The organism is Haloechinothrix sp. LS1_15, assembly GCF_033042135.1.
Lineage (GTDB): Bacteria > Actinomycetota > Actinomycetes > Mycobacteriales > Pseudonocardiaceae > Haloechinothrix.
This window is the reverse complement of record NZ_WBXM01000004.1, coordinates 365,223-384,293: the sequence shown is the minus strand read 5'-3', so window position 1 is coordinate 384,293 and position 19,071 is coordinate 365,223. Positions and strand designations below refer to the sequence as shown.

Here is a 19,071-nt window from a genome sequence, read left to right as displayed (position 1 = left end):
CCGTCATGGCCACAGTCGCGGAATGGATCGAGGGTGCGCGGCCGCGCACCCTGCCGAATGCCGTGGCCCCGGTCGTGGTCGGCGCGGGCGCGGCCGCGCACCTCGGGGCCTTCTCGCTGCCGCGGGCCACGCTCGCGCTGATCGTGGCGCTTGCGCTGATCGTGGGCGTGAACTTCGCCAACGACTATTCCGACGGCATCCGCGGCACCGACGACGACCGCACCGGCCCGCTGCGGCTGGTGGCCACCGCCACGGTGCGGCCGCGCACGGTCCGGACGGCGGCGTTCGCCTGCTTCGGTGTGGCTTGCCTCGCCGGTGTCGGGTTGGTGGCCCTGACCGGGTACTGGTGGCTGCTGGCGGTGGGGGCGGCGTGCGTCGGCGCGGCGTGGTTCTACACCGGCGGCAGCAGACCGTACGGCTACGCGGGGTTCGGCGAGCTCGCGGTTTTCCTGTTCTTCGGGCTGGTGGCGGTCCTCGGCACGGTATACGTGCAGGCTGGCACCCTCAGCTGGGTAGCGGTGACCTGCGCGGTGGCCATCGGCGCGTTCTCGGCAGCCGTGCTGCTGGCCAACAACCTGAGGGATATCCGAAGCGACACCACGGCCGGTAAGCACACGCTGGCGGTGCGGCTCGGCGACGCCGCGACTCGCCGGGTGTACGGGGGGCTGCTGGCGCTACCCTTCGCGGGCACGCTGCTGCTGTCCTGGTGGCACCCACCCGCCGCCTTCGGCGCGATCGCCGCACTGCTGTTACTCGCCCCGCTACGCACCGTGCTGCGCGGTCACACCGGCGGGATCCTCGTCGGGGTGCTGCGCGACACCGGGCTGGCGATGCTGCTGTGGGCGGCGCTCACCGCGGCGGCGCTGGCGTTCGGCTGAGCCGTCGACGGTCACCTCCGGACCTCACCCGACGGATCGAAGCGGCCGGTAGCGAGGAACTCTTCCAGCGCGATGCGGTGCGGTTCGAGCTCGAGTCCCTGACCGGCCACCCACTCGTCGTCATAATAGGTGTGCACGTAGCGCTCGCCGCCGTCGCAGACCAGCGTGACCACACTGCCGGACTCGCCGCGTGCCAGCATGCGCGCGATGACGGCGAACGCGCCGTAGAGGTTCGTCCCGGTGGAGCCTCCCGCACGGTGCCCAGTGCGGTGCCAGAGCAACCGCATCGCCGCCAGCGACCCGGCGTCCGGCACCCGGATCATCTCGTCGATCACCGCGGGGAGAAACGACGGCTCGACCCGGGGGCGTCCGATGCCCTCGATCCGCGAGGGCATGCCGGTGGTGTAGTCCGGCGCACCGGTCTGCCAGGCGTGGTAGAACGCCGAGTTCTCCGGGTCGACCACCACGATCCGGCTGGCGTGCCGCCGGTAACGGACGTACCGCCCGATGGTGGCGCTTGTGCCGCCGGTGCCCGCGCCGACCACGATCGCCGAGGGCACCGGGAAACGCTCCTGGCTCATCTGCGTGAAGATCGACTCGGCGATGTTGTTGTTACCGCGCCAGTCCGTGGCCCGTTCGGCGAAGGTGAACTGGTCGAGGTAGTGACCACCGCATTCCGCGGCCAGTCGCTCGGCCTCCCCGTACATCTCGGGGGGATTGTCGACATAGTGACATCGCCCCCCGTAGAACTCGATGAGCTCGATCTTCTCCTTGCTGGTGGAGCGGGGCACGACGGTAACGAAGTCCAGCCCGAGCATCCTGGCGAAGTACGCTTCCGAGACCGCCGTCGATCCACTCGAGGCCTCGATCAGCGTCGTTTCCTGCCCGATCTGGCCGCTCACCAGGCCGTACAGCAGCAGGGACCTGGCGAGCCGGTGCTTGAGCGAGCCGGTCGGATGCACCGACTCATCCTTGAGGTACAGGTCGATACCCCAGTCCGCCGGGAGCGGGAACATGTGCAGGTGGGTGTCCGCGCTCCGGTTGGCGTCGGCGTCGATGATCCGGACCGCCTCGTTGATCCACTCCCGGTCGCGGCGCTGATCGTGGTGCTGTGCCATGGGTCGGGCCGCCCTACTCCCGACGCTCGTCGATGTCCTGCCCGGTTGCACCGCCACCGGCAGCGCCGTCACCGGCAGCATCCTCGCACCGCTCGCCCCGTAGCTCGGCACGCAACCGCGCCCGCTCCGCCTTGCGCCGCTCACCCCGGGCGGCGAGGCCGGCCGTCACCCGGGAGTGCAGCCTCCGCAGCAGCAACAGGCCCAGCGGGAACGAGACCACGATCGCGATCGCCAGCGCGACGAGCAGCGGGACGTTCGCCAGCATCAGCACGATGGTGACCAACGCCACCAGCCCGAGGCGGGCCAGCAGGTGCAGGGTCAGATCGACGGCGAACGTATCACCCCGATCAGCCGGGTCCCGCTGTTCACTCACGCTCGTCACCCCGTCACTTCTTTCCCGGCACACCGTTGGTGAGCACGGTGTTGTTCGGGCGCCCCTCGAACCGCGTGGACAGCACCACGGTGGTGTGTGTGCGAGAAACCCCGGGGATACGCCGCAATCTGCCGAGTACCAGTTCCAGGTCGTCCATGGTAGGCACCCGCACCTTGACCACGAAGGCGTCGTCGCCTGCCACCGCGTAGCAGCTCTCGACCTCCTCAAGCTCGGCGAGCGCGGCGGACACCGCGTCGTCCGAAGCCGCGTCCGAGGGTTGCACCCCGACAAGGGCGGTCACGTCAAGGCCGACGGCGCGCGGGTCAACGACCGCGTGATAGCCGGTGATCACGCCAGCAGCTTCCAGCTTGGCCACCCGCTCGTGCACCGAGGATGCGGACAACCCGATGTGACGCCCCAGCTCCGCGTAGGTGGCTCTGCCATTGTCCCGCAATGCGGCAATGATCTGGCGGTCTATCGCATCCACAGCGCCTCAGCCTCACTCGGCGTCACTCGACCTCGACCGGCACGGTCCAGAACCTCCGACACCCGGGCTGGAACCGCTCCTGCCAGCAGGTTACCTTTCCGTACCGGGCGATGCGCGGCCCGGCTCCACGACCAGCGTCGGCGAGGGTTCACCGATATCGCCCGATTCCTCCCATTACCTCCTCTTTACTCTTACCCAACCGTTCGAGTACTCACCGGCCGGAATGGGACGGTTGTGGCATCGAACAACCACAGAGTGCCAGTATGGGGATACCTGCACGATCGGCGGCGGGTATCACGAGGCCAAGCCATAAGGAGGCCAGCCGATGACCGCAACCGTGCCCCAATCAGGGGGACGCCTGCTCACTCCGGGCGAGGTGGCCGAGCTGTTCCGAGTCGATCCCAAGACCGTGACCCGCTGGGCAGCGTCCGGCCGGATCGGCTCGATCCGCACGCCCGGTGGACACCGTCGCTTCCGCGAGTCGGAGGTCAACGCCCTGCTCGCGAAGCTCACCTCGGAGGCCGTGGAGTAACATTCGTCCTCGCCGCGGCAGGAATGCGCTCGAGACACCGCACGAGCACGAGCCGGAAACGTGACGAACACGGGGACCTCTCCTGAACGCGAGATAACAGCTAACCTCGAGGGAGAGGACACCAACGCGGCATAAGCGGGAAGGAGCGAGCATGCACTACCTGCTCGCAGCGATCGGAGTCATCATCATCGCGGTGCTGTTGTGGAAAGCACTGAGCAGCGACCGTCTCGGCAACACCCCGACGCGCAAGGCTGCTCCTGTCGCACCCGACGATGATCCCGATTTCCTGCGCAAGCTCAGCGAGGAGCAACGCAGGAAGCGCCGTAACGACGAGGAGAAGTAGCGAGGACGTAGCCGGTGACCGAAACCGGCCGTGCTGCCCACCCCGCCCACCCGAATCGGGCAGGGTGGGCAGTACGGGCAGGATCTAGGCCACGGCGAACCCGTCCGCGACGGTCGAGGCGAGCTCGAGCAGCTTCAACCGGGTATTGTCGTGGAGCTGATCGAGGTCGATCTCGGCACCCTCTTCAAGGTGCGGGTCGAACGGGATACGGCACACCGCACGGGTGCGCGCCCCGAAGTGAGCCTCGAGCTTGTCCAGATCGACCGAGCTCGCCTTCGGCCGCACTGAATTGATCACCGCGACGGATCGCTGCACGAGCCCCCCGTAGCCGTGCGCGTCCAACCAGTCCAGCGTCGCCGAGGCGCTGCGCGCGCCGTCCACCGAGGCCGAGGAGACCAGCACCAGCGAGTCGGCGACATCGAGCACGCCCTTCATCGCCGAGTGCATCAGCCCGGTGCCGCAGTCAGTGAGCACGATGTTGTAGAAGTGCTCCAGCAGGTCCACCGCACGCCGGTAGTCCTGCTCGGAGAACGCCTCGGACACGGCCGGATCCTGCTCGCTGGCCAGGATCTCCAACCGACTCGACCCCTGCGAGGTATACGCCCGGATGTCGCTGTAGCGGGTGATCCGGTCCGCGTCCCGGAGCAGGTGACGTACGGTTGCGGTGGTTTCCATCGGGATCTTCTGCGACAGCGTCCCCCGATCGGGGTTCGCGTCGATGGCCACGACCCGGTCCCCCCGCAGCGAGGCGAAGGTCGAGCCGAGCGTGGTGGTGGTCGTCGTCTTACCCACGCCACCCTTGAGGCTGAGCATCGCGATCTTGTAGCAACCGCGCAGCGGCTGGTTCACCCGGGCGATGAGCTCGCGACGCTGGCGATCGGCAGGGCTCTCCCCCGGGTTGATGAGCCTGCCGCTGCCGACGTACACCGCCTTACGCCAACCGCTCTGCGGCCGCCGCTTGACCGGCCTGATGAGGTGCGCCGAGGCGAGGTCTTCCGGGCCGGTAGCCGCGTGCCTGCCGCGCCGCTGCTGGCGCCGCGGATCCACCCCTGGCTGGGGCTGCTGGTCAGGCGCGTGCTGCTGCCACGGCGGCTGTGTCAGCGGCGGGAACGGCTGCTGATGCTGATCATACGGTGCCTGCCAGGCCTGTGGCGCGCCGTGCGCCGGGTCACCGGGCGGCACCACCGGCGGCAAGTCGTGCCGCGTCGGCGCCTCCGAGTCCACCGCGTCCACCGGACCCGGCGCCGGATGACCCTGCTGCGCGGCGACCTGCTGCTGCGGCTGCGGAGGCTGCTGGGGATGCTGCTGCCCGGGCTGCTGTGGCGGCGTCACGTACTGGGTGCGCTGCTGGTCGGCAAGCTGATCGCTCGCGCCTGCCGGATGCGGGTACGAGTCGGTACGTTCCTCCCCGTCGTGCTGCGCGGGTCCCGCCTGCGGCGGCTGGCGAGTCGTCGTCTCGTCATTCGGCTCGCTCACGTGCCATCCTCCCGGTTCGGCCCGGCTGGGCCACACGCCACGCTGGTTCCCGCCTCCCGTATCGGGTCGACGGCATCCCATCCCCGACCGTAGTCGTATCCCGGCACGATGCGCCTGCCGGGCGTGGTGGCCGGGCCGCCCCGACGACGCCTCCCGGCGACCCGCACCCCCTCAGTCGACTTGAGCGTAGGAGTGCAGCCCCGCTATCACCAGGTTGATGAAGAACAGGTTGAACACCACGACAGCGAAACCAAGGATATTGATCACCGCGGCGCGATCGCCCCGCCAGCCCGCTGTGGAGCGCGCGTGCAGGTACGCCGCGTAGATCACCCAGGTGATGAACGAGACGGTCTCCTTGGGGTCCCATCCCCAGAAGCGTCCCCATGCGGCCTCGGCCCAGATCGCGCCCGCGATCACGCCGAAGGTGAACAGCGGGAACGCGAAAACCGTGGTGCGGTAGGCGATCCGGTCGAGGGTCTCCTTGGGAGGAAGTACCCGGGTCATCGCGGCGAACCGCGCGGGGTTGCGCTCGCCTGCCGACTGGAGCAGGTAGCCGATGCTGGCCACACCGGGAATGAGGAAGATACCCGAAGCCACAGCCGCGGTAGAGACGTGGATCACCAGCCAGTAGGACTGCAGCGCGGGCTGTACCGGAGTCGCCGTGCTGTACAGCAGCGTGCCGCCGAGAAACAGCAGCACCACCACGGGCAGCAGCACGTAGGCCGACAGGTGCCGCACCGTGTACTTGCGGAGCACCACGAGCCAGGTCACCACGGCCACCAGGCACAGCGCCATGATGAACTCGTACATGTTGCCCCACGGCGCCCGCGAGGTGGCCACGCCCCGCAGCACCAGCGCAGCCAGGTGCAGCAGCACGCCGAGCACGGTCAGCGCCACGCCCATCCGGCCGAAGCGTTCCGCTGTGCCGCTGTACCGCCGTGTCGCGGTGCTTCCCGGTGCGCTTCCCGGCGCTGTACCTCCAGCGACGCCTGTCCCGCCCACTCCTGTGTCCGAAGGACCGGCGCTCGCCACCGTGCGGGGTCGCTCCGCCGCGCGCGCGGCGGACTCCGCTCCCCGCTTGCCGAAGGCCTGCTGGGCGAGGAACAACACCACAGCGAGCATGTAGATCGCCGTCGCCGAGCCGTAGGACCAGTCGGACAGCTGTGACAGCGTCTCGTTGACCGGCATCAGCTGCGTTCCCCTTCCGTGCCGTCGTGCGCTGGCCGCTCCGCATCACCGAGCAGCTCGGTGGCGATCCGGGTGAACTCCTCGCCGTACCCCGCCTGGTCGGTGCGCGCAAGCCCGCCGAGCGCGACCACGCTCCGAGTGCCGCCGTCCGGGGTGACACGGATCCAGATCCTGCGACGCTTGATCGTCAGCGAGGCAGCGAGCCCCGCCAGCATCACGATAGAGAACGCCAGCACCCACTGCTGGGTCGGGTCGTGTGAGACCTGCAACGATGCCCAGCGCTGCACCCCATCGAAGGCGATCCGGGTGCCGTCGTCCAGCTCCAGCTCCTCGCCGAGCCGCAGGTTCTCCCTGGCGACGCGCTCCAGCTTGCCCTGCTCGACCATGTTCTCGTCGATCTCGAAGATCGACTGGCCGTAGCCGGAATCGATCCCCAGGTCGCCACGCATCACGTCCACCGCGACCGCGGGATCGAGCAGGTCGGCGTTCGCCGAGCTCAACACCGCGCCGTCGAAGTGCGCGGTTGGCGCGAACAGGCCGGTCACGGCAATCTGATTGGACCGCCGCTCGGTGGCGTCGGTGACCCCGGGAGGGTCGAACTTGGTCGCACCGTCGGAGAGCAGGGTCACCTGGTCGTTCGGACGCCACTGGGTGGCTTGCCGCCGTTGCTGACCGTCGGGGAAGGTGACGGTGAACTCCGGCGCGAAACCGTGACCGAGCAGGTAGACCCGGTCGCCCTCGGTCCGCAGTGGGTGGTTGACCTGGAGCTCGTAGGGGCGCCACGTGCCGGTGTCCAGGTCCTCGCCCGACTGGTACTCGATATCGGCCCGGTAGTTCTCCGGCTGACCGTTGGGCAGGTAGTCGGCCTCGAAGTCGTTGACCTTGACGCAGAACGGTGTCAGCTCGGTGCCGTCCACGGTCAGTCCTGGGTTGAAGGTGTCGTAGGCGTAGATGCCGGAGTTGCAGAACTCCGAGCCGTCGGCGTGCACAATGACCTGGCCCTCGTAGGAGTACATGTGCCCGACCGCGAACGCGATGATCAATCCGAGCAGCGCGAAGTGGAAAACCAGGTTGCCGGTCTCCCGCAGGTACCCGCGCTCCGCACTGATGGTGCGTGACCCGTCCGGTTCGGTGCGTTCCACGCGGCGCCATCCCGTCAGCCGGGTGCTCGCTCGCGCGATTACCTCATCCGCGTCGACATCCAGCGTCGCCTGCCGGTAATGCGGTAGCCGCCGGAGGTTGCGCGGGGTGAGGACCGGCCTGTCCCGCATGGACCTGAGGTACTCCGCACTGCGTGGCACGAGGCACCCCACCAGCGACACCAGCAGCAACAGGTAGATCGCCGAGAACCAGACGCTTCCGTAGACGTCGAAGAACTGCAGCCGATCCAGCAGCCTGCCCCACCAGCCGTGGTCGGCGATGTATTCGGCCACGAGCGCGTCGTTGACCATGCGTTGCGGCAGCACCGCACCGGGGAAGGCGGCGACCGCGAGCAGGAACAGCAGGATCAGCGCCACCCGCATCGACGTCAACCCGCGCCAGGTGTTGCGTGCCAGAGCCAGGACCCGGCGTGCGGGGGTGCCGCGGTAGCGCTGCCCGGCATCCGCACCGGTGTGCTGCCCGGTCATATCGGCAGCACCACATCGGTGATGAACGCGTCACGCATCCACGCCACCAGCCACCCCCAGGCACCGGAGGCGAGCAGGATACCGACGCCGAGCAGCAGCACACCGCCGAAGATCTGCACCTTACGGCTGTTGGCGCGCAACCAGTCCGTCGCGCGCATCGCCCACCGCGTCCCGAGCGCGATCAGTACGAAGGGAAGCCCGAGCCCGAGGCAGTAGATCACCACCAGCAGGAATCCGCGCGCCGCGGTGTCTCCCGTGGAGCTGGCGATAGCCAGCACCCCGGCCAGGGTGGGCCCGATACACGGAGTCCAGCTGAGCGCGAACACCCCGCCGAGCATCGGCGCGCCAAGCATCCCCGCCCTCGGCACCGCGTGCACCCGCACCTCGCGCTGCATCATCGGTACGAGCCCCAGGAAGACCAGCGCCATCGCGATGGTGAGTACACCGCCGATCCGCTCGAGCAGCCCCTGGTTGATCAGCAGCGCGTCGGCCAACCAGACGATGCTGCCGATCCCGGCGGCGAACACCGCGGTGAACCCCAGTACGAACAGCCCGGCGGCCAGCACCACCCGGTGCCTGCCTCGTTGCGGCCCCTGCTCCTCACCGGAAACCCGGGGAGCGTCCGCGCCGACCATCGCCGACATGTAAGCGAGGTAGCCGGGGACCAGCGGCACGATGCACGGCGAGGCGAACGAAACCAGTCCCGCCAGCAGCGAGAGTGCGGCCGCGAACAGCAGCGGACCCGAGATAGCCAGCTCCGTCATGCCGTCCACGCCCACCCAGCGTAGGCAGTGTCCTGCGTCTCAGTGCTCGCGGGTCGGCTCACGTCCGTTCGGACGTCTCCTCGAGCAGGCGCCGCACCTCGGGCTGCAGGTCCTCGTAGAACAGCTCCCGCAGGAACACCGCGGCTACCCGCTGCTCGGCGTCGACGATGATGGTGGAGGGCACGATGTTGCGCGGGTACCCGGACAGCGCGAGCAGCGACCGGCCGGGTGGATCGTAGATCGACGGGTACTCCAGGTTCCTGTCGCGCTTGAAGTCCTGCGGGGGCTGCCGCGAAGGATCCCGCACGTCGATCCCGAGCACCTGCACGCCCCGGTCGGCGTACTCCTCGTGGATCCGCTGCATCACGGGCGCTTCCCTGCGGCACGGACCGCACCACTGGCCCCAGATGTTGATCACGACCACCTCGCCCGCGAAATCCGCAGTCGAGATCTCGATGTCCTCGTCGAACAGATCCTCGCCGGTCAGCGGCGGCATCTCCTGACGCTCCTCGACCGGGTACCGGATGTCCGTGTCGCCGCCCGGCGCGACGAAACTGAACTCGCCGGAGCCGGGTTCCTCCCCCGCACCCGCCTCGCAGCCGGTCACGGCGAGCAGCGCCGCGGCGAGCAGCGCGGCGATCTGGAAGATCCTCGGGCGGCTCATGCCCCCGTCACCTTCGGATCGGTCCGCCCAGCGGGCTCGCTGTAGACGATCTCGCGCAGCATCTCGCCGTCGAACACCAGGCTCGTCAACGAGGCCAGCGAGCACTGCCTGCGACGCGGATCGTGCCAGAGCCTGCGCACCTCGAGGTACCGGCGCAGGGTCCAGATCGGTAGCTGGTGCGACACGCATACCGCCTCGTAGCCCTCGGCGGCCGAGCGCGCCGCGTAGGCAGCGGCGAGCATGCGCCTTGCGACGTCGACATACGGTTCCCCCCAGGAGGGGGTGAAGGGGTCGCGCAGCTTCCACCAGTGCCTCGGATCCCGCAACACCCCGTTACCCACCGACACCCGTTGACCCTCGAAGAGGTTGGTCGACTCGATCAGCCGCTCGTCGGTGGCGATGTCCAGCCGGTGGGCGTCGGCGATGGGGTCCGCGGTCTCCTGCGCCCGACGCAGCGGTGAGGCCGCCACGTGCACGATGGCGTGGCGGGAGAGCCACTCCGCCACGATGCGCGCCTGTGCTCGTCCCTGCTGGGACAGCCGGAACCCCGGCAGCCTCCCGTAGAGGATGCCGTCAGGGTTGTCCACCTCGCCGTGTCGCAGGAAGTGCACGACCGTCCGAGTTGCGCTCATAGCCGGTTCACGCCGCCGCTTCGGCCGCTGCCCGTGCCGCCGCGGGCAGTGCGGCCTCGATCGTGTCGAAGGCGGCATCGTCCATCGCCGTGTTGACGAACCAAGCCTCGAACGCGCTCGGTGGGCTGAACACACCGCGCTCCAGTAGCGCGTGGAAGAACGGTTTGTAGCGGAACGACTCGGCCTCCCGCGCGCCCTGGTAGCCGGTTACCGGGCGCTCGCTGAAGAACACCGAGAGCAGGTTGCCCGCATAGGACACGGTGTGCGGCACGCCTGCCGCCGACAACGCCTCCGTGAGCATCGTGCCGAGCCGCTGCGCGTTGGCATCCAGCGTGCGGTAGGCGGCGGCGTCGGCGGCCCGCAGCGTGGCCAGGCCCGCGGCCGTGGCGACGGGATTACCGGCAAGGGTGCCTGCCTGGTAAACGGAGCCGCTCGGGGCCAGCAGCGAGAGCACCTCCGCCCGGCCACCGAACGCGGCCGCGGGCAGCCCGCCCGACATCACCTTGCCGAAGGTGTACAGGTCGCCGGGAACGGCGTCGATGCCATACCAACCCGCTGACGAGACGCGGAAGCCGGTCATCACCTCATCCATGATCAGCAGCGCGCCGTCGGCACGCGTCAGCTCCCGCAGCGCCGCGTTGAAGCCGTCGACCGGGGCGATCGCACCCATGTTGCCCGCGGCCGATTCGGTGATCACGGCCGCGATCTCGCCTGCGTGCTCGGCGAAGCAGGCGCGCACCGCCTCGATGTCGTTGTAGGGCAGCACGATGGTGTCGGCGGCCTGCGCATCGGTCACCCCTGGCGAGGTGGGAAGGCCGAGGGTCGCCACCCCGGATCCCGCCTGAACCAGCAGGGCATCGACGTGGCCGTGGTAGCAGCCTGCGAACTTGACGATCTTGCTACGCCCAGTGAAGGCCCGCGCCAGCCGGATCGCCGTCATCGTCGCCTCGGTGCCGGAGTTGACCAGCCTCACCTGCTCCACCGGCCCGACACGGTCGATGATCTCGGCGGCGAGGTCCACTTCCCCGCGCACCGGGGTGCCGAAGGACAGCCCCGAGCTCGCCGCCGAACGCACCGCGTCGACGACCGCCGGGTGGGCGTGGCCGAGGATCATCGGGCCCCAGGAGGACACCAGGTCCACGTACCGGTTGCCGTCCTCGTCCCACAGATAGGTGCCCTGACCCGACACCATGAACCGCGGCGTACCGCCGACCGAAGCGAAAGACCTGACCGGAGAGTTGACCCCACCGGGGATCACGGTCGCTGCCCGCTCGAACAATTCCTGCGACTGCTGGATCTGCGCACTCACAGCAGCCAGTCTGGCACGTGGGCGCTTCGGCAGGCGGCGGGGGCATCCCGGCTGTGGGCACCGTCGCGGCCCGAGCCGACCCAGGTGCAGCCCCGCGGCAGGGTGCGGCTACCGGTGCCGGGGGCCGATGGCGAGCACGAGCTGGCGGGCGGCGTCTAGTACCAGCACGGCGGCTGCGGTGGCGAGACCGACGGCGGTGGCGATCCAGCCGCCGTGATATCGCGTGAAGCTGTCCACCCCGGCGATGGTTGAGCCAGGGTCGATGGTCTCCGTCCCGTGGGACCAGGCCGCTACGGCCGCCCATATGGCGAGCGCGACCAGTAGCAGCTCCACGATGGCCACCAGAGCGCGCCGCGGCCGGTGCACCCCGACGCGTCCGCCGGTACGACGCCGCCCGCGCGCGGTGCGGGCGTCATCGGCGCTGCCTGCGCTGTCTCGCGCTGCCGCTTCACTCACGCTCGACACCCTACTCATCCCCGGTATCCTCGTATCTCCCGCTCACCGGGTCAGCGCCTCGGCCAGCGCCCGCCCCAACGCCTCGGCATCCCTGGCCCAGGCCAGCACGAGCGAGCCGTCGTCGAGCCTGAGCATGACCTCCTCATACTTGCGAGGTGCGGTCATGCCACCGCCGAGCACGCGGGTGCCCGCGGGCGCGATGCTCGGCCGGTCCCGCTCGTCGGAGTGCGTATCGGATTCCACCCGCCGGATCCGCTCGAGCGGCAACCGCTCTCCTGCCTGCCACAGTTCCGTGGTGGTCAACCGGACGCGGAGGAAACGCCGCCTGGCATACACCCACAGCGCGGTGAACGCCAGCAGGATCGCCCCGGCCAGCGACCATCCCAGCAGGTGCGGCCGCAGGCCGAGCATCAAGTCGAATCCGATCCCCGCCAGTGCCAGCCCCGGCGCCCACACCAGCGGCCACCAGGTGGCACCGATCTCCTCGTAGAGCACATTGCCGGACCGCTCCTGGCTCACGGCTGCTCCCGCCAACGCCGCACCGTCCTCGGCAGCTTGGGGAAGTAGTCGCCGACGCCGGGCAGGTACAGCAGCACCGTGGCGGCGCAGGCCAGCGCGAGAGCCACCGTGGTGACCGGGTTGACGAAGGCTTGCAACGCGAGGTGGAAGGCGAGCATCACGAGCACGAGGGCGACCAGCACCGAACGCGCCGAGCGCGTCCCCTCCCGCATCTTGTAGGCGAACAGCAGCATGAGCAGTGCCAGCGCGATACCGGCCATGGCGAACAACCAGAGCACCGGCAACGCACCCGCGGCCACCTCGTCCGCGGTGACCTGCCCCCCTCCTGCCTCGACGAGCTCGTCCACGATCTGGTCCCTACGCAGCGGCAGTAAGAGGAACCCCACCACGAACAGCGCAACGGCCACGACCCATCCCCAGAACGCGACCCGCACCGGGCCGGGCGGGCCGCCCGCGGGAACCCCACCCGAATCGGGCGACGGTGGCAGCCCGGCCGCTTCACGCTCGCGTTCGGACTCGTGACCGGTGTCGTCGGGGTCGGTCACCACTTCTCACCCACTGTCGCCATCGGTGTGCCCATCACGCGTCTCAGCCGAGCCAGCGCGCCGCGTCGGCCGCCCAGTACGTCAGCACCATGTCCGCACCCGCACGCCGCAACGAGGTCAGTACCTCGACGACGGTGCGTTCCCGCTCCAGCCAACCGTTGGCCACGGCGGCCTCGATCATGGCGTACTCACCGGAAACCTGGTACGCGGCCACCGGCACAGTGGACAGCTCAGCAGCGTCGGCCAGCACGTCCAGGTAGGACAGCGCAGGCTTGACCATGATCGCGTCGGCGCCCTCAGCCAGGTCCAACTCGATCTCCCGCAACGCCTCCCTGGCGTTGGCCGGATCCTGCTGGTAGCTCTTGCGGTCGCCTGCCAGCTGCGAGCCCACGGCTTCCCGGAACGGCCCGTAGAAGGCGCTGGCGTACTTGGCGGAGTAGGCCAGGATGCCGACGTCGGTGTGCCCTGCCTGGTCAAGCGCCTGCCTGATGGTGCCGACCTGACCGTCCATCATCCCGCTCGGGCCAAGGACGTGTGCGCCTGCCTCGGCCTGGGCCACAGCCATTTCCGCGTACCGCCGCAGCGTCGCGTCGTTGTCGACGCGCCCCTCGGCGTCGAGCACCCCGCAGTGCCCGTGATCGGTGAACTCGTCGAGGCAGGTGTCGGCCATCACCACCGTGTCGTCGCCCAGCTCGGCCCGCAGGTCGGCGAGCGCGACGTTGAGCACCCCCTCCGGGTCGGTGGCCCCCGAGCCCTGTGGGTCATGCGTACGCGGCACGCCGAAGAGCATGAGGCCGCCGACGCCTGCCTGCACCGCGTCGACCGCCGCCTTGCGCAACGAGTCACGCGTGTGCTGCACGACGCCCGGCATGCTGGAGATCGGTCGCGGCTCGGCCAACCCATCCGCGACGAACATGGGCAGGATCAGGTGACGCGGCCGTACGGTGGTCTCACTGACCAGCCGCCGTAGTGCTGCGGTGCCCCGCAACCGCCGTGGTCGATGCTCGGGAAACACACCACCGACGGTACTCGCCCGACGTCACCGACCCCGGATCGCCCCCGCCGATGTGTCAGGACGAGGACGACGTCGCGCTCGACGAAGAGCTACGGCGCGTGCGCTTGGCCTTGCGCGGCGGTGGCAGCGCGCCCTCCGCTCGCAGCTTCGCGGCGTGCTCGGCTAGCTCGTCGACGAGCACCGTGGCCAGCTGCTTGGTAGCCTGCACGTCCACTCGCAGCCCGAACTCCCGCGCGGTCTCGGCCGTCTTCGGGCCGATGCAGGCCACCAGCGTGCGCTGGTGCGGCTTGCCCGCGATACCGACCAGGTTGCGCACGGTGGACGCCGAAGTGAAGCACACCGCGTCGAAACCGCCGGTCTTGATCATCTCCCTGGTCTCCGCAGGCGGCGGGGCGGCCCGCACCGTCCGGTAAGCGGTGACGTCGTCGACCTCCCAGCCACGCTCGGTCAGCCCGGCCGAGAGCGTCTCGGTGGCGATGTCCGCACGCGGCAGCAGGATCCGATTGACCGGGTCGAACACGTCGTCGTACGGGGAGAAATCGGCGAGCAGACCCTCGCTCGACTGTTCCCCTGAGGGCACCAGGTCCGGCATGATGCCGAAGCCACGAACCTTGGCTGCGGTCGCCTCACCGATGCAGGCGATCTTCACGCCGGAGAACGCCCTGGCGTCGAGGCCGAACTCGGTGAACTTCTCCCACACCGCACGGACGGCGTTCGACGAGGTGAACACGACCCACTGGTACCGCCCGTCGACGAGCCCCTTCACCGAGCGCTCCATCTGGGCGGGGCTGCGCGGGGGCTCCACCGAGATCGTCGGCACCTCGTGCGGGGTGGCGCCGTGACCGGCGAGCCGGTCGGTCATATCCCAGGCCTGCTCCTTGGTGCGCGGCACGAGCACCTTCCACCCGTACAGCGCCCTGGACTCCCACCAGGACAGCGTGGTGCGGTCGCGGGCGGTCTCACCGATGGTGATCACCAGCGGGCCCATCGTCTCGCCCACGTCGGCTGCCAGCGACGACAGCTTGGTATCCACAGTGCGCTGGGTATTGATCGTCCCGTTGGCGGTGACCGCCACGGGCGTTTCGGGATCGCGCCCGTGCTCGACGAGGGCGGAGGCCACCTCGGCCAGGTGCGCCGACGTGCCGTGCAACACCAACGTGCCGGGCACCCCGGCCAGCGCCGCCCAGTCCACCTCGTTGCGCAGGTCCACCTGGGTGTGGTCGCCGCCGAGCGGGATACCGGCGTAAGCCGGTACCGCCACCCCGGCCGATACCCCGGGGACCACGTCGAACACGGCCTCGGTACGGGCCACGGCCTGCGCCTCGGCCACCACCGCCTGCTGTGTGAACGGGTCACCCGAGACGATCCGGATCACCGAGCGGCCAGCGTCGGCCTCGCTCGACAGGTCCTTGGCCACCTCGCCCGGCTCGCCGACGGCGGGACGCACCTCGGTCTCGCTACCCGCGTAGGCCAGCGCGGTCGACGGCACGTCCGGATTGGTGACCACAAGATCGGCCGAGGCGAGCAGCTCCCTGGCACGCACCGTCAGCAATCCGGCATCGCCGGGGCCGGAACCCACGAAAGCGACGCGACCTGGCGACTTCTCTGCGGGGGTCATCGTCTGCCTAACTCCTCGTCTTGTCAGCGAAGTCTGGTTGTACTCGATTACGCGCGGCCGTCGAGCACGCGGGCTTGGCGTGGGCGGTACCCACATGCCCGCGGCACGTTCCGCCGCGTCACTGCTGCGTCACTGTTTCCCGGTCACAGCCGCGCTCCCGCGCCACGGTCGAGTAGCTCGGCCGCCACCGCCGCGCCGAGGCTCTCGGCGTCGGCCAGATCCCCCGTCGCGGTTGCCCGCAACACCTCGATCGGTGCCGAGCCGTCCCCGCCGACCGGGTCGCCCGCGGTTAGGTCAGCGAACGCTGTCGCGGCCACCCCGCGCAGTGACAGGCGCAGCACGGCACGCCCGTCATCGTCGATGTCGGAGACCACATCGGCCAGCGCCCCGACTGGGGCACTGCAGCCCGCCTCTAGGGTGGCCAACACGGCACGTTCGGCGACCACCGCCGCCCGCGTCGCCTCATCCTCGATGCGGTCATGCAGCAGCTGCGCCAACTCACCGTCGGCCGACCGGCACTCCACCGCGAGGGCCCCCTGAGCCGGGGCGGGAAGCATCTGCAGCGGGTCCAGCGTCTCGGTCGCCTCGTCGAGCCTGCCTACCCGGGCGAGACCCGCCCTGGCCAGCACGACGCCATCCACCTCCCCGTCGACGACCTTGCGCATCCGCGTGTCGATGTTGCCGCGAATGCCGGTCACCTCCAGGCCGAGGCCGAGTGCGCGCAGTTGCGCCGCCCGCCGGGGCGACCCGGTACCGAGGACGGCGCCGGGAGGCAGTTCGGCCAGGGTCAGCCCGTCCCTGGCGACCAGGATGTCCCTGGGATCCTCCCGTTCCGGCACGGCCGCGATCACCAAGCCCTCTTCCGCGGCCGTCGGCAGGTCCTTGTAAGAGTGCACCGCCACGTCGATCTCGTCGGAGTGCAGTGCGTCCCGCAGCGCCGAGGTGAACACCCCGACGCCGATCTGGCTGATCGGTGCGCTCGACCGATCCCCCGAGGTGGAGATCGGCACGATCGCGACGTCGTGCCCGGCCTCCTTGAGCCGGGTCACGACGGTGTCCGTCTGGGCGAGGGCGAGCGTGCTGGCCCGGGTGCCGACCCTGATCGTTCCGCTCACCGCTCGGCTCCTCCTTCACCGCCGCCGTCGTCATAGCGCGCGCGTGATGGCTGCTGGGTTGGCTGTGCCACCGTCGCTGGGGCGGCGGGATCCAACCCGAACAGCTCGCGCAGTGCGCCAGCGTAGTCGGTGCTGCCCTCGGCGCCGGTCTCGGCGGCCAGTTGCTTGACCCGCACCGTCGGCGCGTGCAGCAGTTTGTCAACCACCCTCCGTACCGTGCGGCTGACCTCGTCCCGTGTCTGCTCGTCCAGTGAGGGAAGGCGCCTGTCGAGCCGCAGCAGTTCCGCGTCCACCACCTCGGCCGCCTGCTGGCGCAGCGCGGCCACCGTCGGCGTCACCGCCGCACTGCGCTGCTGCGCGAGGTACTCCCGCACCTCCTCACCGATGATCTCGGCGGCCAGCTCGGTGTGCGCTCGCGTGGTGGAGGCATCCACCTGGTGACGCACGGTCTCCAGGTCGACCAGCCGCACACCGGCCATCTCGGCGATCGCGGGGTCCGCGTCGCGTGGCAGGCCGAGATCGCAGATGACGAGCTCACCCTGCCGCTTGCGCTCGGGAACGAACTCCGCGGGCAGCACCACGTCCTGCGCGCCGGTACAGCAGACCACGAGGTCCACCGCGGCCAGCGCGTCACCGAGCTCATCGAAGGTCACTGTCCGCGCCGGGACACCCGCCTCACTCAACGAAGCGGCCAATCGTTCGGCGCTCGCCACGGTGCGGTTGGCCACCACCACCTCGGACACCCCGCTCGTCCGGAGCTGGGAGGCGGCCAGCGCCCCCATCGAACCGGCGCCGATGATCACCGCGGGGCGCCCCGCGAGGTCGCCGATACCGTCGACCGCCGCCTCGAGGGCCTTGGAGACCACGGACGCGCCCAACGCGTCGAGGCCGGTCTCGCTGTGGACCCGCTTACCGACCCGCAGCGCGGCCTGCACCAGCTCGTGTAGCGCGCTCCCGACGGTGCCGGAATCGGCTGCGGTGGCATACGCCGCCCGCACTTGCCCGAGGATCTGGGTCTCGCCGACCACCATCGAGTCCAGTCCGCAGGCCACGGAGAACAGGTGCTCCACAGCGGCGCCCGCGTAGTGCACGTACAGGTTGTCGTACAGCTCGGTCACGTCGACGCCTGCCATCCTGGCCAGCACCGACGACACGCCGGAGAGTCCACCGTGGAAGCTTTCCACGATCGCGTAGATCTCCACACGGTTGCAGGTCGACACCAGCATGACCTCGCTGACGTCCTGCGCGTGCTGCAGCTCGTGGAGCGTCTTGGGCACCTCGTCCTGCGAGATCGTGACCCGCTCGAGGGTACGGAGATCGGCCGTGTGGTGGGACAGCCCGACAGCCAGCACGCTCACTTAAACCACCTCGCCGTTGGACGTGCCATTGGAGGATGCCCGCGACAGCACGCCCGCGGTGGACGCTTCGACGGCCACGGGAGGCAAGGGGGCTCCGGAGCTCCCAGGGGCCCGCCGGGCCCGAGGAGCCAGCCGAGTCCTGCCACCTGCCGCGGTCACACCGGCTGCCTGCTGGGTATGGCCCGCACCCGTCGCGTCGGTTCCGTCTCGGGAAGCCACGTGGAACGACAACATCTGTAGCTCGACCGCCAGGTCAACCTTGCGCACCTGAACGTGCTCCGGAGCGTGGAGCACGACGGGCGCGAAGTTCAGGATGCACTGTACCCCGCTGGCCACCAGCCGATCACACACGACCTGAGCCGCCCCGGGCGGGGTAGCGATGACCCCGATGGATACCTGCCGCTCGGCGCAAACCGTAACGATCTCGTCGAGGTGGGAGACGGCGATACCGCCGACGGGCACACCGATGAGATCCGGATCGATGTCGAACAGCGCGGCCACCGGGAAGCCGCGACCGGGGAAGCCTCCGTAGTTGGCCAGCGCGTGACCGAGGTTACCGATACCGACCACCGCCACCCTGTGCTGGCGGGTCAGCCCCAGGATCCGTTCGATCTCCTCGGTGAGGACCTCCACCTCGTAGCCGACGCCGCGCACGCCGTACGAGCCGAGGTACGACAGGTCCTTGCGCAGCTTGGCCGAGTTCACCCCCGCGGCGGCGGAGAGTTCCTCGCTGGAGACCGTCACTGCCCCCTGCTCGGCCATGGTGGTCAGCACCCTGAGGTACACGGCGAGCCGGGCGACGGCCGCCTCCGGGATGGCCCGTGCTTTACCGTCACCACCCTCGCCTGCCATGGCGGAGCCGTTCGAGCTCACCGCGGGCATCTCGGCCGTCGGGGCGTTGTCAGCCGAGTCGGCCGACACTTCCGTCTCCGCCCGCTTACCGTGTCCTCGTCGTCGACGCGAGCCCTTCCCCCTGGATCCCCCCGCAGAGTCGGCCGCGTCGGCTGCGGCCCGACCCTCTCGGCTCCGCCGTCCGACCACGCTGCATCTCCT

Annotated in this window: 21 protein-coding genes; 3 read left to right on the top strand and 18 right to left on the bottom strand. The window is 69.7% G+C overall.

Annotated elements, in window-relative coordinates; all coding sequences use genetic code 11:
• The first annotated feature begins 5 nt into the window (after positions 1 to 5).
• Positions 6 to 878 (top strand): 1,4-dihydroxy-2-naphthoate polyprenyltransferase, encoded by an 873-nt coding sequence (locus F8178_RS09260; protein ID WP_317494290.1) that lies wholly within the window; start codon positions 6 to 8, stop codon positions 876 to 878.
• Positions 879 to 889: 11 nt separating this feature from the next.
• On the opposite strand, the gene F8178_RS09255 is transcribed toward F8178_RS09260, so the two are convergent.
• From F8178_RS09255 to F8178_RS09245, 3 genes are read right to left on the bottom strand one after another with little or no spacing between them, the layout of a single operon-like run.
• On the bottom strand, positions 890 to 1,996 hold the full coding sequence (locus F8178_RS09255) for a PLP-dependent cysteine synthase family protein (RefSeq protein ID WP_317494289.1): 1,107 nt from the start codon (positions 1,994 to 1,996) through the stop codon (positions 890 to 892).
• Between the two features lie 13 nt (positions 1,997 to 2,009).
• Positions 2,010 to 2,369: a DUF4229 domain-containing protein gene (locus tag F8178_RS09250; protein WP_317494288.1), complete on the bottom strand. Its 360-nt coding sequence runs from the start codon at positions 2,367 to 2,369 to the stop codon at positions 2,010 to 2,012.
• Positions 2,370 to 2,382: 13 nt separating this feature from the next.
• Complete coding sequence (locus F8178_RS09245) at positions 2,383 to 2,856, bottom strand: Lrp/AsnC family transcriptional regulator (RefSeq protein ID WP_317494287.1); 474 nt, start codon at positions 2,854 to 2,856, stop codon at positions 2,383 to 2,385.
• Between the two features lie 325 nt (positions 2,857 to 3,181).
• Between F8178_RS09245 and F8178_RS09240 the strand changes: the two genes are divergently transcribed.
• Positions 3,182 to 3,388 carry a BldC family transcriptional regulator gene (locus tag F8178_RS09240; RefSeq protein WP_317494286.1) on the top strand — a complete coding sequence of 69 codons (207 nt, stop codon included), beginning with the start codon at positions 3,182 to 3,184 and terminating at the stop codon, positions 3,386 to 3,388.
• A 151-nt stretch (positions 3,389 to 3,539) separates the two neighbouring features.
• Positions 3,540 to 3,731: a hypothetical protein gene (locus F8178_RS09235; protein WP_317494285.1), complete on the top strand. Its 192-nt coding sequence runs from the start codon at positions 3,540 to 3,542 to the stop codon at positions 3,729 to 3,731.
• A gap of 84 nt (positions 3,732 to 3,815) precedes the next feature.
• On the opposite strand, the gene F8178_RS09230 is transcribed toward F8178_RS09235, so the two are convergent.
• The 15 genes from F8178_RS09230 to F8178_RS09160 all read right to left on the bottom strand — a co-directional run bounded on the left by F8178_RS09230 (position 3,816) and on the right by F8178_RS09160 (position 18,900).
• Complete coding sequence (locus F8178_RS09230; RefSeq protein ID WP_317494284.1) at positions 3,816 to 5,207, bottom strand: AAA family ATPase; 1,392 nt, start codon at positions 5,205 to 5,207, stop codon at positions 3,816 to 3,818.
• Between the two features lie 171 nt (positions 5,208 to 5,378).
• A complete protein-coding gene (ccsB, locus tag F8178_RS09225) occupies positions 5,379 to 6,395 on the bottom strand; it encodes a c-type cytochrome biogenesis protein CcsB (protein ID WP_317494283.1) in 1,017 nt (338 codons plus the stop codon).
• On the bottom strand, positions 6,395 to 8,023 hold the full coding sequence (locus tag F8178_RS09220) for a cytochrome c biogenesis protein ResB (protein WP_317494282.1): 1,629 nt from the start codon (positions 8,021 to 8,023) through the stop codon (positions 6,395 to 6,397). The genes ccsB and F8178_RS09220 overlap by 1 nt, the downstream gene beginning before the upstream one ends.
• Positions 8,020 to 8,796: a cytochrome c biogenesis CcdA family protein gene (locus F8178_RS09215; RefSeq protein ID WP_317494281.1), complete on the bottom strand. Its 777-nt coding sequence runs from the start codon at positions 8,794 to 8,796 to the stop codon at positions 8,020 to 8,022. The genes F8178_RS09220 and F8178_RS09215 overlap by 4 nt, the downstream gene beginning before the upstream one ends.
• A gap of 49 nt (positions 8,797 to 8,845) precedes the next feature.
• Positions 8,846 to 9,451, bottom strand: a complete 606-nt coding sequence (locus F8178_RS09210) for a TlpA disulfide reductase family protein (RefSeq protein WP_317494280.1) — start codon at positions 9,449 to 9,451, stop codon at positions 8,846 to 8,848.
• Entirely contained in the window at positions 9,448 to 10,083 is a 636-nt protein-coding gene (locus F8178_RS09205) for a histidine phosphatase family protein (RefSeq protein WP_317494279.1), read from the bottom strand. Before F8178_RS09205 ends, F8178_RS09210 begins: the two co-directional genes overlap by 4 nt.
• A 7-nt stretch (positions 10,084 to 10,090) precedes the next feature.
• Complete coding sequence (gene hemL, locus F8178_RS09200) at positions 10,091 to 11,392, bottom strand: glutamate-1-semialdehyde 2,1-aminomutase (protein ID WP_317494278.1); 1,302 nt, start codon at positions 11,390 to 11,392, stop codon at positions 10,091 to 10,093.
• 108 nt (positions 11,393 to 11,500) lie between these two features.
• Positions 11,501 to 11,848 carry a hypothetical protein gene (locus F8178_RS09195; RefSeq protein WP_317494277.1) on the bottom strand — a complete coding sequence of 116 codons (348 nt, stop codon included), beginning with the start codon at positions 11,846 to 11,848 and terminating at the stop codon, positions 11,501 to 11,503.
• A 42-nt stretch (positions 11,849 to 11,890) separates the two neighbouring features.
• Positions 11,891 to 12,367, bottom strand: a complete 477-nt coding sequence (locus tag F8178_RS09190) for a hypothetical protein (protein WP_317494276.1) — start codon at positions 12,365 to 12,367, stop codon at positions 11,891 to 11,893.
• Positions 12,364 to 12,912 (bottom strand): hypothetical protein, encoded by a 549-nt coding sequence (locus F8178_RS09185; protein WP_317494275.1) that lies wholly within the window; start codon positions 12,910 to 12,912, stop codon positions 12,364 to 12,366. Before F8178_RS09185 ends, F8178_RS09190 begins: the two co-directional genes overlap by 4 nt.
• 43 nt (positions 12,913 to 12,955) lie before the next feature.
• Positions 12,956 to 13,927 (bottom strand): porphobilinogen synthase, encoded by a 972-nt coding sequence (gene hemB / locus F8178_RS09180; protein WP_317494274.1) that lies wholly within the window; start codon positions 13,925 to 13,927, stop codon positions 12,956 to 12,958.
• A gap of 55 nt (positions 13,928 to 13,982) precedes the next feature.
• Positions 13,983 to 15,545 (bottom strand): bifunctional uroporphyrinogen-III C-methyltransferase/uroporphyrinogen-III synthase, encoded by a 1,563-nt coding sequence (locus F8178_RS09175; RefSeq protein ID WP_317494273.1) that lies wholly within the window; start codon positions 15,543 to 15,545, stop codon positions 13,983 to 13,985.
• A gap of 143 nt (positions 15,546 to 15,688) precedes the next feature.
• Positions 15,689 to 16,660, bottom strand: a complete 972-nt coding sequence (gene hemC / locus F8178_RS09170) for a hydroxymethylbilane synthase (protein WP_317494272.1) — start codon at positions 16,658 to 16,660, stop codon at positions 15,689 to 15,691.
• Positions 16,657 to 18,018, bottom strand: a complete 1,362-nt coding sequence (locus F8178_RS09165) for a glutamyl-tRNA reductase (RefSeq protein ID WP_317494271.1) — start codon at positions 18,016 to 18,018, stop codon at positions 16,657 to 16,659. Before F8178_RS09165 ends, hemC begins: the two co-directional genes overlap by 4 nt.
• The gene (locus tag F8178_RS09160; protein ID WP_317494309.1) at positions 18,019 to 18,900 is read right to left on the bottom strand and encodes a redox-sensing transcriptional repressor Rex; all 882 of its coding nucleotides are present in this window, start codon (positions 18,898 to 18,900) and stop codon (positions 18,019 to 18,021) included.
• Between the last annotated feature and the right edge of the window lie 171 nt (positions 18,901 to 19,071).

Excerpts from the sequence above, each read along its gene's own strand:
- F8178_RS09260 (WP_317494290.1), top strand. The coding sequence starts at position 6 with ATGGCCACAGTCGCGGAATGGATCGAGGGTGCGCGGCCGCGCACCCTG.
- F8178_RS09255 (WP_317494289.1), bottom strand. The coding sequence starts at position 1,996 with ATGGCACAGCACCACGATCAGCGCCGCGACCGGGAGTGGATCAACGAG.
- F8178_RS09240 (WP_317494286.1), top strand. The coding sequence starts at position 3,182 with ATGACCGCAACCGTGCCCCAATCAGGGGGACGCCTGCTCACTCCGGGC.
- F8178_RS09235 (WP_317494285.1), top strand. The coding sequence starts at position 3,540 with ATGCACTACCTGCTCGCAGCGATCGGAGTCATCATCATCGCGGTGCTG.
- ccsB (WP_317494283.1), bottom strand. The coding sequence starts at position 6,395 with ATGCCGGTCAACGAGACGCTGTCACAGCTGTCCGACTGGTCCTACGGC.
- F8178_RS09220 (WP_317494282.1), bottom strand. The coding sequence starts at position 8,023 with ATGACCGGGCAGCACACCGGTGCGGATGCCGGGCAGCGCTACCGCGGC.
- F8178_RS09210 (WP_317494280.1), bottom strand. The coding sequence starts at position 9,451 with ATGAGCCGCCCGAGGATCTTCCAGATCGCCGCGCTGCTCGCCGCGGCG.
- F8178_RS09205 (WP_317494279.1), bottom strand. The coding sequence starts at position 10,083 with ATGAGCGCAACTCGGACGGTCGTGCACTTCCTGCGACACGGCGAGGTG.
- F8178_RS09175 (WP_317494273.1), bottom strand. The coding sequence starts at position 15,545 with ATGACCCCCGCAGAGAAGTCGCCAGGTCGCGTCGCTTTCGTGGGTTCC.
- F8178_RS09160 (WP_317494309.1), bottom strand. The coding sequence starts at position 18,900 with ATGCCCGCGGTGAGCTCGAACGGCTCCGCCATGGCAGGCGAGGGTGGT.